Origin of the sequence: Flavobacterium helocola (genome assembly GCF_038289885.1) — a bacterium.
Taxonomy (GTDB): domain Bacteria; phylum Bacteroidota; class Bacteroidia; order Flavobacteriales; family Flavobacteriaceae; genus Flavobacterium; species Flavobacterium cheniae.
On sequence record NZ_JBBYHT010000002.1, the window covers coordinates 164,512 to 180,827 of the forward strand.

At 32.1% G+C, this 16,316-nt stretch carries 16 protein-coding genes and 3 tRNA genes; 8 read left to right on the forward strand and 11 right to left on the reverse strand.

All coding sequences use genetic code 11. The features are described from left to right. The first annotated feature begins 23 nt into the window (after positions 1-23). The 5 genes from AAEO58_RS05675 to AAEO58_RS05695 all read left to right on the forward strand — a co-directional run bounded on the left by AAEO58_RS05675 (position 24) and on the right by AAEO58_RS05695 (position 4,090). Positions 24-1,964 carry a TonB-dependent receptor plug domain-containing protein gene (locus AAEO58_RS05675; RefSeq protein ID WP_341682589.1) on the forward strand — a complete coding sequence of 647 codons (1,941 nt, stop codon included), beginning with the start codon at positions 24-26 and terminating at the stop codon, positions 1,962-1,964. Between the two features lie 114 nt (positions 1,965-2,078). Beyond that, positions 2,079-2,594 (forward strand): RNA polymerase sigma factor, encoded by a 516-nt coding sequence (locus tag AAEO58_RS05680; RefSeq protein WP_341682590.1) that lies wholly within the window; start codon positions 2,079-2,081, stop codon positions 2,592-2,594. After that, positions 2,575-3,018, forward strand: coding sequence for a hypothetical protein (locus AAEO58_RS05685; protein WP_341682591.1), 444 nt, complete (start codon positions 2,575-2,577; stop codon positions 3,016-3,018). Before AAEO58_RS05680 ends, AAEO58_RS05685 begins: the two co-directional genes overlap by 20 nt. Positions 3,019-3,025: 7 nt before the next feature. Then, positions 3,026-3,553 carry a DUF4252 domain-containing protein gene (locus AAEO58_RS05690; protein ID WP_341682592.1) on the forward strand — a complete coding sequence of 176 codons (528 nt, stop codon included), beginning with the start codon at positions 3,026-3,028 and terminating at the stop codon, positions 3,551-3,553. 3 nt (positions 3,554-3,556) lie between these two features. Beyond that, positions 3,557-4,090: a DUF4252 domain-containing protein gene (locus tag AAEO58_RS05695; RefSeq protein WP_341682593.1), complete on the forward strand. Its 534-nt coding sequence runs from the start codon at positions 3,557-3,559 to the stop codon at positions 4,088-4,090. A 25-nt stretch (positions 4,091-4,115) separates the two neighbouring features. Here AAEO58_RS05695 and AAEO58_RS05700 read toward each other — a convergent pair whose 3' ends face one another. The 7 genes from AAEO58_RS05700 to AAEO58_RS05730 all read right to left on the reverse strand — a co-directional run bounded on the left by AAEO58_RS05700 (position 4,116) and on the right by AAEO58_RS05730 (position 8,360). Then, positions 4,116-4,559 (reverse strand): sterol desaturase family protein, encoded by a 444-nt coding sequence (locus AAEO58_RS05700; RefSeq protein WP_133607679.1) that lies wholly within the window; start codon positions 4,557-4,559, stop codon positions 4,116-4,118. A 93-nt stretch (positions 4,560-4,652) separates the two neighbouring features. Next, a complete protein-coding gene (locus AAEO58_RS05705) occupies positions 4,653-5,492 on the reverse strand; it encodes a phytoene/squalene synthase family protein (protein WP_341682594.1) in 840 nt (279 codons plus the stop codon). A gap of 2 nt (positions 5,493-5,494) precedes the next feature. Beyond that, a complete protein-coding gene (locus tag AAEO58_RS05710) occupies positions 5,495-6,955 on the reverse strand; it encodes a phytoene desaturase family protein (protein ID WP_341682595.1) in 1,461 nt (486 codons plus the stop codon). Between the two features lie 55 nt (positions 6,956-7,010). Further along, positions 7,011-7,910, reverse strand: a complete 900-nt coding sequence (locus AAEO58_RS05715; RefSeq protein WP_341682596.1) for a MerR family transcriptional regulator — start codon at positions 7,908-7,910, stop codon at positions 7,011-7,013. 144 nt (positions 7,911-8,054) lie between these two features. After that, positions 8,055-8,137: transfer RNA gene (locus AAEO58_RS05720), tRNA-Leu, on the reverse strand. A gap of 46 nt (positions 8,138-8,183) precedes the next feature. Continuing rightward, positions 8,184-8,256: transfer RNA gene (locus AAEO58_RS05725), tRNA-Lys, on the reverse strand. A gap of 31 nt (positions 8,257-8,287) precedes the next feature. Beyond that, positions 8,288-8,360: transfer RNA gene (locus AAEO58_RS05730), tRNA-Lys, on the reverse strand. A gap of 129 nt (positions 8,361-8,489) precedes the next feature. On the opposite strand from AAEO58_RS05730, the gene AAEO58_RS05735 reads away from it, so the two are divergent. Then, positions 8,490-9,005 (forward strand): shikimate kinase, encoded by a 516-nt coding sequence (locus tag AAEO58_RS05735; protein ID WP_341682597.1) that lies wholly within the window; start codon positions 8,490-8,492, stop codon positions 9,003-9,005. On the opposite strand, the gene AAEO58_RS05740 is transcribed toward AAEO58_RS05735, so the two are convergent. From AAEO58_RS05740 to AAEO58_RS05750, 3 genes are read right to left on the reverse strand one after another with little or no spacing between them, the layout of a single operon-like run. Continuing rightward, a complete protein-coding gene (locus AAEO58_RS05740; RefSeq protein ID WP_341682598.1) occupies positions 8,997-9,491 on the reverse strand; it encodes a phosphoribosyltransferase family protein in 495 nt (164 codons plus the stop codon). The genes AAEO58_RS05735 and AAEO58_RS05740 overlap by 9 nt on opposite strands. A gap of 9 nt (positions 9,492-9,500) precedes the next feature. Continuing rightward, the gene (locus AAEO58_RS05745; protein ID WP_341682599.1) at positions 9,501-10,067 is read right to left on the reverse strand and encodes a methyltransferase domain-containing protein; all 567 of its coding nucleotides are present in this window, start codon (positions 10,065-10,067) and stop codon (positions 9,501-9,503) included. After that, on the reverse strand, positions 10,067-10,465 hold the full coding sequence (locus AAEO58_RS05750) for an RNA-binding S4 domain-containing protein (RefSeq protein ID WP_133607664.1): 399 nt from the start codon (positions 10,463-10,465) through the stop codon (positions 10,067-10,069). The genes AAEO58_RS05745 and AAEO58_RS05750 overlap by 1 nt, the downstream gene beginning before the upstream one ends. Positions 10,466-10,546: 81 nt before the next feature. Here AAEO58_RS05750 and bamM point away from each other — a divergent pair, with 81 nt between their 5' ends. Next, complete coding sequence (bamM, locus tag AAEO58_RS05755; RefSeq protein ID WP_341682600.1) at positions 10,547-11,572, forward strand: BamM family beta-barrel-assembly machinery protein; 1,026 nt, start codon at positions 10,547-10,549, stop codon at positions 11,570-11,572. A gap of 369 nt (positions 11,573-11,941) precedes the next feature. On the opposite strand, the gene AAEO58_RS05760 is transcribed toward bamM, so the two are convergent. After that, positions 11,942-12,652, reverse strand: coding sequence for a DUF4197 domain-containing protein (locus AAEO58_RS05760; protein ID WP_341682601.1), 711 nt, complete (start codon positions 12,650-12,652; stop codon positions 11,942-11,944). Between the two features lie 128 nt (positions 12,653-12,780). On the opposite strand from AAEO58_RS05760, the gene AAEO58_RS05765 reads away from it, so the two are divergent. Then, the gene (locus AAEO58_RS05765) at positions 12,781-16,206 is read left to right on the forward strand and encodes a methylmalonyl-CoA mutase family protein (protein ID WP_341682602.1); all 3,426 of its coding nucleotides are present in this window, start codon (positions 12,781-12,783) and stop codon (positions 16,204-16,206) included. Positions 16,207-16,316 lie beyond the last annotated feature (110 nt).

A 16,316-nucleotide genomic window follows, 5' to 3' on the forward strand; every position in this document is an offset into this window, starting at 1 on the left:
TTAAAATTTTTATTAACCTTAAAATGAACAAAAAGTTTATTGGCTTAAGTGTATTTACACTAGCTACTGTTTTTGCGTATGCTCAAGAATCAGATACGCTAAAAGTTACTAATTTAAAAGAAGTTGTCGTTTCCGACACTAAATTTGCGCAAAGCAAAGAAAAATCAGGTAAAATTATTGAAGTGATTACCGCTCAAGACTTAGAAGCTAAAAAAGGTCAAAATTTAGCAAATGTTTTGAGTCAAGTGGCTGGAGTTGAAATTAATGGAAATCAATCTTTCAACGGAAAAAACTTAGGTTATTACATTCGTGGTGGCCGTAATCGTCAAGTAGCCATTTATATTGATGGTGTTCCGGTTTCTGATGCTTCAGGAATTAATATCGAATACGATTTGCGTTTGATTCCAGTGGAACAAATCGAAAAAATTGAAGTAATGAAAGGTGCTTCAAGTACGTTATACGGAACTGGAGCTGCAACCGGAGTTATCAATATTACTTTAAAAAAATCCGTTAAAAAGGAAATTTCTGGGAATGCGTACATCAATATGGGAACGCAAAATACTTCGAATACTTCAAAAACGAGTGCGCAAGATTTCAATCAAGGTTTATCGGTAAACGGAACTATCAATAAAGTTTCGTACATGACGACTTTAAATAGCACCGAAACCAAAGGAATGTCTGAAGCAGCTGGAGAAGATTTTGAAGAAGATACGTTTTCGAGAGTGAATGTGTTGCAGAAAATTGGTTTTAAAGCGAACGATAAATTAAGTTTTGAGTTTTTTGGAAATTACGACCGAATCAAAAACACGTTTGACAATTCTTTTGACGGAATTATCGCTAATGCTGATGATTTGAACAACAATGGTTTTTCGGAACAATTCAGAATCGGATTCTTGCCAAAATATAAATACAATAAAGGAGAATTTGCAATCAATGCTGGAGCTTCAACTATTGATAGAGTTTTAAATATTTCAAATTCGTGGTCGGGAACGATTGATAATTATAATTATTCAGGACGAAGTGCTTCGATTGATGCTTTCAATAAATACAATTTCAGCAAACAAGTATATTTAGTTTTAGGTGCGCAATATCAATATTTCGATATGTCACAAAACACAAATGGAGTAGTAGATGTTATCAAAGAAAATGCTAAGTTCAACTTATTAGATCCGTATGCAACGGTTGTATTTAACTCTGAATTTGGTTTGAACATTAACGCTGGAGCTCGTTACAATACACACAGCGAATACGGAAGTCAAGCAGTTTACAATTTTAATCCGAGTTATTCATTTGAGAACTTACCTTTGAAAGTGTTAGCTTCATACAGTACGGCTTTCATCACGCCAAGTTTGTACCAATTATATGGTCCTTACGGAAACTTAGACTTAACGCCAGAAGAAAATGCTACGGCAGAATTTGGTTTCGAATCGCAATTATTGGATAAGAAGTTGACTATTAATGCGGTTGGTTTTTATAGAGAAGAAGAAAACACATTCGGATTCTATTACAATTCAGCAACATTTGAATCCTATTATATTAATATTGACGGAACTTACAATGCAAAAGGAGTTGAAGCAAGCGTTCGTTACACATTATCTGAAAGATTCAATATTGGTGGAAATTATACATTTACTCAAGTGGAAGAGCAATTAAACCGTTTGATTCCAAAGCACAAAGGAAATGTAGATTTGAATTACAAATTCAAAAGAGGAACATTCGGAATCAATTATCAATATGTAGATCACAGAAGTGATGCGTATTATGATTCGAATATTTGGGCAACTCAAGCTGTTAATTTAGGTGCTTATCAGTTGGTTAATTCGAATATTTCGTATGAATTATTACCAAATCGTTTGCATATTTTTGGAACTGTAACGAATATTTTAAACGATGATTTCCAAGAAGTAATTGGATATAATACAAGAGGAAGAAACTTTAAATTAGGTTTGAATTTTCTGTTTTAGATAAAGTTTAATTATTTGATTTTAAAAGGTTTTGGTATTTATTTATCAAAACCTTTTTTCATTTTGTAACAAAATTAAATTACATTCGTCTTCATTATAAACCAACCAATTAATATGAACCAAAACGAGTTTGTACAAATAATCACTCCTTTTAAGGATAAGTTATTTCGTTTAGCGAAGCGAATGCTCGTAAGTACCGAAGAAGCAGAAGATGCTACTCAGGAAGTGTTGGTAAGGTTGTGGAATAAAAATAGTGCTTTAGAGCAATATAACAGTGTAGAAGCATTAGCAATGACGATGACCAAGAATTATTGTTTGGATCAACTAAAAAGTAAAAGAGCTTCGAATTTGCAAATTGTACATAACAATTATCAAGACAAGCAAGCTAGTGTTGAAACACAAATAGAACATCAAAACACGTTGCAATGGGCAGAAAAGTTAATCAATGATTTACCTGAACAACAACGATTGATATTACAATTAAGAGAGATTGAAGAATACGAATTTTCGGAAATAGCTCAAGTATTAGAAATGAATGAAACAGCGGTTCGAGTAGCTTTATCAAGAGCACGAAAAACCTTAAGAGAACAAATAGAAAAAACACATAATTATGGAACTCAAGTTAGTTGAACAATTATTGGAAAAATACTTTCAAGGAGAAACTACAATAGCAGAAGAAAAACAATTAAAGGCCTATTTTTCTTCAAACGATGTGGCGCCACATTTGGCAAAATATCAATCGCTGTTTGGTTACTTTGAAATGCAAAAAGGAACGCAATTTGAGCAAAAACTTCCATTACAACCTAGAAAACAAAGTACTGTAAAATGGATTGGTATTGCAGCAAGTTTTGTAGTGCTTTTTGGATTGGCCACCTTCTATTTTTATCCATCAGAACCTAAGCATGAAGATTTAGGAACGTACGATAATCCAGAAGAAGCTTTTGCCGCTACACATAAAGCTTTGTTAATGGTTTCAGAACAAGTAAATGTTGGCATGGAAAGTGTAGTATATTTAGAAGAATACGAAAAAACAAAAAAAACAATTTTTAAATAAAATAGACATGAAAAATTTAGTAGTAGTTATAGCATTTTTAATGGCATCAACAGTTTCTTTTGCACAAGGAGCGTTTGATAAATTTGAAGACAAAGAAGGAGTAGCATCTGTTGTTGTTAACAAGAAGATGTTTGAAATGATGAGTAAAGTAAAAGTAGATGCAAAAGATAAAGAAATGCAACAATACATGAACTTGCTTAAAAAATTAGACAACTTAAAAGTGTTTACAACTAGCAATACAAAATTAGGTGCCGATATGAAAGCAACAGTGAATGGTTACTTGAAATCGAATCCTTTGGAAGAATTAATGCGTGTGAATGGTGATGGTAAAAATGTAAAGATTTACGTAAAATCAGGTGCGAACGAAAATATTGTTAGAGAACTTTTAATGTTTATTGAAGGAGCTAATATGAAAGATGCTAGCACTATTGTTTTATCATTAACAGGTAACTTTAGTTTAGATGAAATTTCTATGTTAACAGAGAAAATGAATTTACCTGGTGGAGATGATTTGAAAAAAGCTTCTAAAAAGTAAACTATGAAAAAGTTAGTATTACTTGTTTCAAGTGTGATTTTACTTTGGAGTTGCAATGACAAACCAACACTTCAAAAGTATTTTGTAGAAAATACCGAATCTTCCAAGTTTATTGCAATTGATTTAGCGTCAAATATCATTAAAACCGATAAAGTTGCGTTATCTGAAACAGAGAAAGCAGCTTTAGAATCGTTCGAAAAAATGAATATTTTAGCTTTTAGAACTGATTCTACAGATATTACTGGTTATGATAAAGAAATCAAAGAAGTAAAGGCTATTTTGAAAGACGAAAGCTATCAGCAATTAATGAAAGCAGGTTCTGGAAATGATGGTGCAGCCATTTACTTCGTTGGAAATGATGACGAGCACATTGAAGAATTTGTTGTTTTAGCTGGAAAGAAAGAAAATGGTTTTGCAGTAGTTCGCGTTTTAGGAAACGATATGAATCCGACGCACATCATGAATATGCTGAGTTTACTCCAAAAATCACAAGTAGATATGGAGCAATTAAAACCTTTACAACAACTTATGAAATAAAAAAATCCCGCTGATGCGGGATTTTTTAGTTCTTATAGTATTTCAAAGGAACGATTAACATTCCAAAACATTCTCCATGTTCTTTTCCAATATGTTTGTGATGCATTTTGTGAGCGCGTCTTACGGCTTTAGCATAACGATTGTTTGCATTTCTGAACAACTTAAAGCGTTGGTGAATAAAGATATCATGTACTAGGAAATAAGCTAAACCATAAGCGAAAATTCCTAATCCAATAGCTAATCCAATTTCTAAAATGTTATTTTGCCACAATAAAAAACATCCAATACTAACTACTGCATAAAATATGAAAAACGCATCATTACGTTCAAACCATGAATCGTGGTCTTTCTTGTGATGATCGGCGTGCAAACTCCATAAAAATCCGTGCATAATGTATTTGTGACTAAACCAAGCCATAAATTCCATAAAGAAAAAGGTTGTAAAAAAAACTAAAACGTGTAACCACATAATATTTTAAATTTTAAAAATTAAATTTAATTTAAAGATGCTGAAACGTAGTTCAGCATGACAAAACATCCATCATCCATCATCAAACACCCATCAAATAATATTTAATCTGTATTTGACATAGCATCTTGCTAATAATTCTACTTTTTGATAATCAGAAACTCGTATACGTGTATTTTTGATTTCTAAAGAAGGTGTTTTTTGAAGTTTTTTTAATAACTTCTTGTAATATCTGTAAGCGGTGTAAACTCCAAATTTAGCCTCTAAAGGTAAGTTTTTAATACCTTCATATGCGGCTTCAAAATCACTTTCAATATCCGCAATAATTTCTTGTTTCGATTTTTCGTCTAAATGATTCAAATCGGTATTTGGAAAATAAGTTCTACTTAATTCTTCAAAATCTGCTTTCAAATCGCGTAAGAAATTCACTTTTTGAAAAGCTGAACCTAATCGCATAGCCGAATCTTTTAATTCATTGTACTTTTCTTCATTTCCGTTAACGAAAACTTTCAAGCACATTAAACCTACTACATCAGCAGATCCATAAATGTATTCTTGATATTCTTCTGTGGTTTTGTATTCACTTTTACTCAAATCTAATTTCATGCTTTTCATAAAAGCATCAATCATTTCCTGTGGAATATTATATTTATTCACAGTATGTTGAAATGAATTTAAAATCGGGTTTAAACTTATTTTATGCTCTAATGCATCTACCAAATCTTGTTCAAATTTTGAAAAAAGGAATTCTTTATCATAATCATGAAATGAATCCACAATTTCATCTGCAAAGCGAACAAAACCATATATGTTATAAATATCTTGTCTAATACTTGGTGCTAACATCTTCACAGCACTAGAAAAAGATGTACTGTAAGCCTTTGTGACTTTTACACTGCAATCATTAGAAACTTTGTCAAATAGTGCCTTCATTCTTATTGATATTTTTCTATTAAATCTGAAACTAGTTTTCCTGAAATTAAGGAAGGAGGAACTCCTGGTCCTGGTACAGTTAATTGTCCAGTAAAATATAAGTTCTTGACTTTTTTACTTTTCAATTTAGGTCTTAAAAAAGCAGTCTGCAGTAAAGTATTTGCCATACCATAAGCATTCCCTTTATATGAATTATAATCTTTAATGAAATCATTTACACAAAACGATTCCTTAAAGATAATATTATTTTTTACTTTTTGATCAGTTAATTGCTCAAGACGTGAAATTATTTTTTCAAAATACAGTTCTCTCAACTCTTTTGTATCTTCTAATCCCGGTGCTAATGGAATTAAAAATATACCCGCTTCTTTTCCTTCTGGAGCACAATTTTCGTCTGTTTTAGATGGAAAACTGGCGTAGAAAAGTGGTTCTTCTGGCCATTTTGGATTGTCATAAATCGCTTCGGCATGAATATCAAAATCTACATCAAAAAATAAAGAGTGATGTTCTACATTTTCTATTTTCTTATCAAACCCAACGTAAAATAGGAGTGAAGATGGTGCAAATGTTTTACTCTCCCAATAATTTTCTGAATACTGACGGTAATTTTTATCTAGTAAAGTTTCAGAATGATGATAATCAGCACCACTTAAAATCACATCGCCTTTTACAATTTGATTATTAACTAATATGCCTGTGGCTTTTCCGTTGGTTACATCAATCTTCTCTACATTAGCATTGGTTTCGATTTTAACGCCTAATTCTCTAGCTAATGTTTCCATAGCCAATATAACAGAATACATTCCATTTTTTGGATGCCAAGTTCCTAATCCAAAATCGGCAAAGTTCATAAAATTATAAAAAGAAGGTGTATCACTTGGTTTAGCTCCTAAAAATAAAACTGGGAATTCTAAAATTTGAACCAATTTCATGTTTTTGAATCTTTTTCGAACATCTTTTTTAATGTTACTGAAAAACTGATTCACTTTTTTTGCTGTTTCCAATGTGATTAATTCCATTGGAGATTCTCCTGGACGATACACTAAATCTTTAATGGCAATATCATAATTACTTTTAGCTTCTGCCATGAACTGTTCTAATTGCTTACCGCTTCCTTTTTCAATAGATTCGAAAGTGGTTACAATTTCTGGTAAATTATCAGCAATAGTTACAAAATCTAAATGGCCAAAGTATACCTGATAAGCTGGAGAAAGTTTTATTAGTTCGTAATAATCAGATGGCTTTTTATTAAAATCACCAAAAAAGCGTTCAAAAACGTCTGGCATCCAATACCATGTTGGACCAATATCAAAAGTAAATCCCTCTTTTTTAAGTTGACGAGCTCTTCCTCCTATGGTGCTGTTTTTTTCAAAGATTGTTACATCATTTCCCTGTTTTGCTAAATAACACGCTGCAGACAATGATGAAAATCCAGAACCGATTATTATAATTTTTTTATGCACTTGATTTAGTTTTGTTTAACAAAAATAGTAAAAAAGTTAAACAAAACAAATATTTTTACAAAGTATTTGAAAGTTCTTCTATGCTATTGTAAATATGTACGTTGTTTGGTAGTGTTTTGGATGTAATAAATTGAGTCATTCTACCTAATAATAAAACTTCATGGTTTGTATTTTCAAGTAACTTAGCTTGCATGTCAACAATATAATTATCAATTTCTTCTTGATTAGGTTCTACGGTTAAATAACTTACAAAAGTTATCTTTTCGTAAGAGTTTTTTAAATCTAACAAACTTTCAGTTGGAATGCTTTCCCCTAAATAAATGGTTTGATAGCCTTTCAATAGAATTTCGTAATTCAAATACATTAAACCAAGTTCATGAACTTCGTTAAGTGGAAGAAATAAAACAAATACACTGTCGGTTTTTGTAGGTTCTAATATTTGAACTTTTTCTGTATTAATTAAAAGTTTTTGTTTGATTAGATAACTTATAAAATGCTCGTGAGCAGGAGAAATGGTTTCAGTTTGCCATAAGAAACCGATTTCCTGCATTAGCGGAATAAATACAGTATAGAAAACTTCTCTAAAAGATTTTTCGCTCAATAATTCATTATAAGTATTGAAAAATAAAGATTGATCAAAATTCATCATTGCCATTTTAAAAGTACTTATGGCATGAGTTTTTGCACTTTTTTCGGAAATAATATCGTTGGCAAGTTTATTTATTTGCTCTTGATCTAAGGTTCCTATCTTTGAAATTTTATAACCGTAATTATGAAGTAATACAATGTTTAATAACTTCTGTAGGTTTTTTATATCGTACGAACGTATGTTAGTATCAGATCGCATAGGTTCTAAAACATTATAACGTTTTTCCCAGATACGAATGGTATGTGCTTTTATGCCAGAAAGATTTTCTAAATCTTTGATACTAAATACATTTTTAACGTTGTTCATCTTTTTCTTTATTTTGTTTAACAAAAGTAATAAAAAAAGTAAACAAAAAAATTTTTACGATAAAAAATGTTTAACTAATGAGAAAAATAATCAAACAAATTTTTTTAAAGAATAAGAAAAGAGTTTTTAGGAAGTAAATATTTGTGACCATGGAGGGATTTGAACCCTCACGCCCTTGCGAGCACCACCCCCTCAAGATGGCGAGTCTACCGTTTCTCCACATGGCCTTAAAAAAATAAAGACGTTGCACTGCAACGTCTTTTAGATTTTCTGTGACCTGGCTGGGGCTCGAACCCAGGACCCCATCATTAAAAGTGATGTGCTCTACCAACTGAGCTACCAAGTCGTAGCAATCAAGAAAAGTTTTTTTGTTTTTGTGACCTGGCTGGGGCTCGAACCCAGGACCCCATCATTAAAAGTGATGTGCTCTACCAACTGAGCTACCAAGTCATTTTCTTTTCTTGAATGCGGGTGCAAATATATAAACATTTATTTATTTTCCAATGAGAATTTATTATAAATTTGTCTTTTTTTATAATTAATTTCTTAACCCTTTAATTTATAGAGGATTATTTAGATATGAAAGTAGTGCTATTAGGTTACATGGGTTGTGGTAAGTCGGTAATAGGAGCTTTTTTAGCTGAAAAGCTGCAAATTCCATTCTATGATTTGGACAATGAAATTGAAAAAGTAACTCAAATTTCCATCTCTGAATTGTTTCAAACAAAAGGTGAAATTTATTTTAGAAAAAAGGAAAATGAAGTCTTGAAGACTTTTCTAGATAAAAAAGAAAACTTTATTTTAAGTTTAGGTGGTGGAACACCTTGTTATTTTAATAATCATGAATTGTTGCAACAAGATGACGTTTTTTCAATTTACTTGAAGGCTTCTACGGATACTTTAGTAAATCGATTGATAAACGAAAAAGACAAGCGTCCGTTATTGCACAATCAAGATGAGGTTACTTTGAAAGATTTTATCAATAAGCATCTATTCGACCGAAATTTTTATTACCATCAAGCTACTAAAATAGTAACGGTTGATAATAAGTTGGTAGAGCAAATTGCAAATGAAATAGAAGCTTTATTAGCTTAAATAAGCGTACGAGTTGTTTTCTTCAAAAACGACTTGAATATGCTCTTGTAATGAAGTTGAAAGTGAAATTCCTTTAAAATCTGCTTTTACTGGATATTTTTTATGATTTCTGTCTACTAAAACAGCTGTTTTGAATTTACTTAATGGTACTTCTAAAAAGTGTTTTACTCCATAAATTAAAGTAGTTCCTGTGCTCAGTACATCATCAATTAAAACTAGTGCTTTGTTTTGATATTCGGCTGAAGGGATTGAGGTAGTTACAGGAGATTGTGGATTTTGTTTATTAATTTTAACTTCACAAAGTGTTACTTTTAAATCAGAAATCAAAGCTAATTCTGCCGCTATTTTTTGAGCAAACAGGTAGCCATTGTTGGCAATTCCAGCTAAAATAACTTCTTCTTCATTAACAAAAGTTTCGAAGATTTGGTAAGCAATTCGTTTGGTTTTGTGCGCAATTTCTTTGTGCGTTAAAATAATATTTTCCATGTGTTGTTGTTATTTGACCTCAAAGATAAAAAAGAGTTCTTTATTTTCTCGTGGCTTTATCGAATTATATGAGTGTTCTAGTTTTTTTATTTCAAACTTTGGAGCAAATCGGTTGATATATTCTTCTTTTGAACCTCCAAACGGCGGACCTTCGCTAGTTAATGGAAAATCAAAAAGCAATCCTGCTAATTTTCCTTTTGGATTTAAAATCGAAGCCATTTTTTCAACATATTGAGGTCTCATTTCGGGAGGTAAAGCACAGAAAAATGTTTGCTCTAAAATTAAATCAAATTTGGTTTCTAATGAAAAGAAGTCAGCATGCAATAAATGCGTTGCAAATTCTGGTTTTCTTTTTTTAATATTTTCTAAAGGCGTTTCTGCAATATCAATTACATACACATTTTTAAATCCTTTTTCTATCAAATAGTCAAATTCATAACCATTTCCGGCTCCGGGAATTAGAATTTTAAGATTCTTATTGGTTAATTGGTCAATGTATTCTTTTATTGGAGTAGTAATTTTACCTGCGTCCCAACCCGTTTCTCCTTTTTGATAACGTTCTTCCCAGTAATTCATTATTCAGTTTTATTGATGTCTTCGGTTTCATCACTTTCCCATAAGTAATCGTCGATTTCTCTTCGATCTTTTTTTGTAGGACGACCAGTTCCATTTGCTCTATAATGTTCTTTTGATAATTTTAGTAATTCTAAATGTTCAAAGGCTTCTTTTGGCGTTTCATCTTTTCGGTACATATCGACTAATTTTGCTCCCAACCGATTTTGAGGCATATCTAAAATGGTTAATTTGTAGTTGATTTGGTCTTTGCGAAGCGTGATTTTATCGGTGGGAAAAACCTCTCTTGAAGCCTTCGCCACCTGACCATTAACTGTTATATGTCCTTTTTTTACAGCTTCAGTAGCTATACTTCGGGTCTTATAATACCGTAAACACCATAAAAGTTTATCTATTCGCATAATATAATTCAAAAAACCATGTTAATATTTCTACAAAAATAAATGAAAATTGTATCTTGCGCCCACAAAAAAAGCATAAAAATGAAGAGTTTAATTAAAATAGTATTGATTTTAGGTTTGTTTATTGGTGTTTACTCTTGTCAACAAGATGATAGCTCAACGATTGCACCTCCAAGACCTTACAATGAAGTATATGAAGAGGATATTTTAAAAATAGAAGAATTCTTAGATACACACTATGTAACTATTGATGGTGATTTTAATACTGTTTTTACAAAAATTCCAGATGGCGGATCTCAGGTACCTGTATCGGATATGCCTGAATTAGAATTCAAAGAAGTAAACTTACATGATATAACTTATAAAGTTTATTATTTAAAATTGAGAGAAGGAACAGGGGAAAGTCCTACAAGAGTCGATTCTACACTTGTAGCCTATAAAGGTAATACTATTTTTAAAGGAACTGTGGATGGAAATACCGTTTACAATCAATCAGTTTTTGAAGAGAATGTTAATCCTATTTGGTTTAATTTGGATGGTGTTATCAGAGGATGGGCTGAAATTATTCCTCAATTCAAAATAGGAACTTATAGTTCAAATACTGATGGAACTATATCATTTCAAGATTTTGGAGTTGGGGTTATTTTTATTCCTTCTGGTTTAGCATATTTTAGTGCATCAAGACCCGGTATTATTCCATATTCAAATCTCGTATTTAATTTTAAATTATATAATTTAAAACGTATGGATCACGATAGAGATGGAATTTTATCAATGTATGAATATGGTGATCCTTTGGATGTTGAAAGATTTAAGAAAGACCCTATCGATACAGATGGTGATGGTAGACCTAACTATTTAGATGTTGATGATGATGGTGATGGATTTTTAACTAAAGTAGAAATTAAAAAGCCACTTCCATTATTACCTGGTCAAGGAATTACTTTAAATTATCCATTTGATCCAATTGTTGATAACCCATCTACCCCTTTAGTAGATGAAACAGAGCCAAAAGGTATACCTAGTGCATCTGGAGATGGTACAACTCCAACAAGATTAAGACGACATTTAGATAAAACATCAAAACCGCCTTTTACAACTTATTAAAATAAAAAACCCGATTTTACGAAATCGGGTTTTTTTATATTTGATGAAGAATTCTATTTAAGAGCTATAACTCGAATGGATATTTTTAAAATTGTTGAGTTTGTTTTAAGTTGTTAAGAATACTTTGTGAAAAATTTCATTTGCAATCAATAGTATAAGGAGAAATATTTTATAAATAAAAAAAACTCCGATTTACATCGGAGTGATTTATACTAAACTAACCCTAACTAAATGAGATTTTTATTCTTATTACGTTGCAAATATCCGATGAATTTTTGAATTGTAATGTTAAGGTTATGTTATTCTTATGTTATTGATTACTAAAATTTTACGAAAACGTTTTTTCTGTAAAAAATGAATTACAAAAGATTACTTTTTGTCTTGTAAAGCAAATACTTTCTTTAACAAATCAGAACTCCTCGCATTTAAATTTGTACGAATTTCTTTCTCTTCTACAGCTACCATTTTAAAAACACCTTCCATAGCTTTGTTTGTAGTATAATCGGTTAAATCAGGATTAACTTTTTTAACTAATGGAATGGAATTGTATTTCGTAATGATATTCGTCCATACTTTATCAGCGCCTACTTTTGCAAACGAATTTTTAATCACTGGATTAAATTTAGCATACAAAGCGTTTGAAGTTGTGTTTTGTAAATAAGTTGTTGCTGAACTTTCATTACCCATCAAAATGTTTTTGGCATCATTAAAAGTCATTTGTTTTACTGCATCTACAAAAATAGGTGTTGCTTCTTTTACAGCGTCTTCTGCAGCTCTGTTTAATACTTTTAAACCTTCATCTGCTAAGCTACTCATCCCTATTTGACGTAATTTTTTATCTACCACTTGCAGTTCTTCTGGTAATAAAATTTTTACCGCTTGATTTTTGAAAAAGCCATCAGTTACCGTTAATTTTGTAACTTGTTTGGTAATTCCATTATTTAAAGCTTCTTTCAATCCACTACCAATTTCTGCCTGACTCAAAATACCTGTTCCTTGTGGTAATTGATCAATAACTTGTTGCATTTCGGCACAACTAAACAAACTAAACGCTACTAAACTAAATACTATTTTTTTCATGTTTTTATATTTTGCTAACTAATTTACAAAGATAGTGCCAATTTTCAACACAATTTATTCTAAAATTTGAATGAAATAAAATTATTAAATTCGTAAATTGCACCCTTTAAAACGAATAAAAATTACATATGGAACTACAAACTCCTTATATTCCTAAAAATAAAGTAAGAATTGTGACCGCAGCGTCACTTTTTGATGGACACGATGCAGCCATTAATATCATGCGTAGAATTATTCAAGCTACGGGTGTTGAGGTAATTCACCTTGGACATGATAGAAGTGTGGAAGAAGTAGTAAATACAGCTATTCAGGAAGATGCTAATGCAATTGCAATGACGTCTTACCAAGGAGGCCATAACGAATATTTCAAATACATGTACGATTTGCTTAAAGAAAAAGGAGCAGGTCACATCAAAATATTTGGTGGAGGTGGAGGAGTAATCTTACCTTCTGAAATCTCAGAATTACACGAATATGGAATCGAAAGAATTTATTCACCAGACGACGGTCGTGCTATGGGATTACAAGGTATGATTAACGATTTAGTTCAACGTTCAGATTATCCAATTGGTGATAAATTAACGGGAGAATTATCGCATATTGAAGAGAAAAACCCAACTGCAATTGCACGATTAATTTCTGCAGCTGAGAATTTTCCAGAAATCGCAAAATCGGTTTTTGACGAAATTCATCAAAAGAATGAAACGTCAAAAATCCCAGTATTAGGAATCACAGGAACGGGTGGTGCTGGAAAATCATCGTTAGTCGATGAATTAGTGCGTCGTTTCTTAATCGATTTCCCAGAAAAAACTATCGGATTAATTTCGGTTGACCCATCAAAACGTAAAACAGGCGGTGCTTTGTTAGGTGATAGAATTCGTATGAATGCGATTAACAATTCACGCGTTTACATGCGTTCGTTAGCTACTCGTCAATCTAATTTGGCTTTATCAAAATATGTGGCTGAAGCGATTGAAGTATTGAAAGCAGCTAAATACGATATCATTATTTTAGAAACTTCAGGAATTGGTCAATCGGATACTGAAATTATGGACCATTCTGATGTTTCGTTATATGTAATGACACCAGAATTTGGAGCAGCAACTCAGTTAGAAAAAATCGATATGTTAGATTTTGCTGATTTAGTAGCATTAAACAAATTCGACAAACGTGGCGCTTTAGATGCGATTCGTGATGTGAAAAAACAATACCAACGCAATCATAATTTATGGGATGTAGATACCGATAAGATGCCTATTTTTGGAACTATCGCTTCGCAATTCAACGACCCAGGAATGAATACGCTTTACAAATCTATCATGGATAAGATTGTAGCGAAAACAGGAGCTGATTTAAAATCGACTTTTGAAATTACCCGTGAAATGAGTGAGAAGATTTTCGTAATTCCGCCTCACAGAACACGTTATTTATCTGAAATTGCAGAAAACAATAGAAAATACGACGAAACAGCACTTTCTCAAGTAGAAGTAGCTCAAAAATTATACGGAATTTTCAAAACTGTTGAATCGGTTAATGGGAATCTTCCGCAATTAGATAAAGCAGGAATTGTTGAAAGTTCTTTAAAAACTACTGCTGATAACAAAGATTTCGTTTCGTTATTAACTAAAGAATTCGACAGAGTAAAAATGAACCTTGACCCATACAATTGGGAAATCATTTTAACTTGGGATGAAAAAGTAAACAAATACAAAAATCCGGTTTATAGTTTTAAAGTTCGTGATAAAGAAATCAAAATTGCAACGCATACCGAATCGTTATCGCATTCTCAAATTCCAAAAGTAGCTTTACCAAAATACCAAGCTTGGGGCGATATCTTAAAATGGAATTTACAAGAAAACGTACCAGGAGAATTCCCATTCGCATCAGGATTATATCCATTCAAACGCGAAGGAGAAGACCCAAGTAGAATGTTTGCCGGTGAAGGTGGGCCAGAAAGAACGAACAAACGTTTTCATTATGTTTCTGCGGGATTACCTGCAAAACGTTTGTCAACCGCTTTTGACTCGGTAACTTTATATGGAAATGATCCACACGTTCGACCAGATATTTATGGAAAAATTGGAAATGCGGGAGTTTCAATTTGCTGTTTAGACGATGCGAAAAAATTATATTCAGGTTTCGATTTAAGTCATCCGTTAACTTCGGTTTCGATGACAATAAATGGTCCAGCTCCCATGTTGTTAGGATTTTTCATGAATGCGGCCATTGATCAAAACTGTGAAAAATACATCATTGAAAACGGTTTACAAGATGAAGTTGAAGCTAAAATCAATGAAATTTACAAGAAAAAAGGAGTAGAGCGTCCAAGATATCAAGGTGCTTTACCAGAAGGAAATAATGGCTTAGGTTTAATGCTTTTAGGAGTTACAGGTGACCAAGTTTTACCTTTAGATATATATCAAGATATTAAAGTTAAAACATTAGCTCAAGTTCGTGGAACGGTTCAAGCGGATATTTTAAAAGAAGATCAAGCGCAAAATACTTGTATTTTCTCTACGGAATTTGCTTTACGTTTGATGGGCGACGTTCAAGAATATTTTATCAAACAGAATGTTCGTAACTTTTATTCGGTTTCGATTTCAGGATATCATATTGCGGAAGCAGGAGCAAATCCAATTACGCAGTTAGCCTTCACGTTGGCAAATGGTTTCACTTATGTAGAATACTATTTAAGTAGAGGAATGAACATTAACGATTTCGGTCCGAATTTATCATTCTTCTTCTCAAACGGAATTGATCCAGAATATGCAGTAATCGGTCGTGTAGCACGTAAAATTTGGGCAAAAGCCTTGAAAAATAAATACGGAGCCAACGAAAGAGCACAAATGTTGAAATACCACATTCAAACATCGGGTCGTTCGTTACACGCGCAAGAGATTGATTTTAATGATATTCGTACGACTTTACAAGCGTTGTATGCGATTTACGATAACTGTAATTCATTGCATACGAATGCTTACGACGAAGCGATTACAACACCAACAGAAGAATCAGTGCGTAGAGCCATGGCAATTCAGTTGATTATTAATAAAGAATTAGGTTTAGCGAAAAACGAAAACCCAATTCAAGGTTCGTTCATTATTGAAGAATTAACTGATTTAGTAGAAGATGCGGTTTTACAAGAATTCGACAGAATCACAGAACGTGGTGGTGTTTTAGGAGCAATGGAAACCATGTACCAAAGAAGTAAAATCCAAGAAGAATCATTGTATTACGAAACCTTGAAACACACAGGAGAATTCCCAATTATTGGTGTAAATACGTTCTTGAGTTCAAAAGGTTCGCCAACAGTTATTCCTGCTGAGGTTATTCGTGCAACGGAAGAAGAAAAACAATATCAAATTGATATGTTAACCGATTTGCATAAAACAAGTGCAGAAAAAGTAGCCGAACACATCAATATTTTACAAGAAGCAGCGATTAAGAACCAAAACATTTTCGAAAAATTAATGGATGCAACCAAAGTTTGTTCGTTAGGGCAAATTACCAGCGCATTGTTTGAGGTTGGAGGACAATACCGAAGAAATATGTAATATTTCAAAAAAATATATTCTGTAGAGACAAGGCATTGCCTTGTCTCTTTTTTTTGAATTCATCCAAAAAAATAAAAATCATTTCCATTTCCAAAAATATTTTCATTATT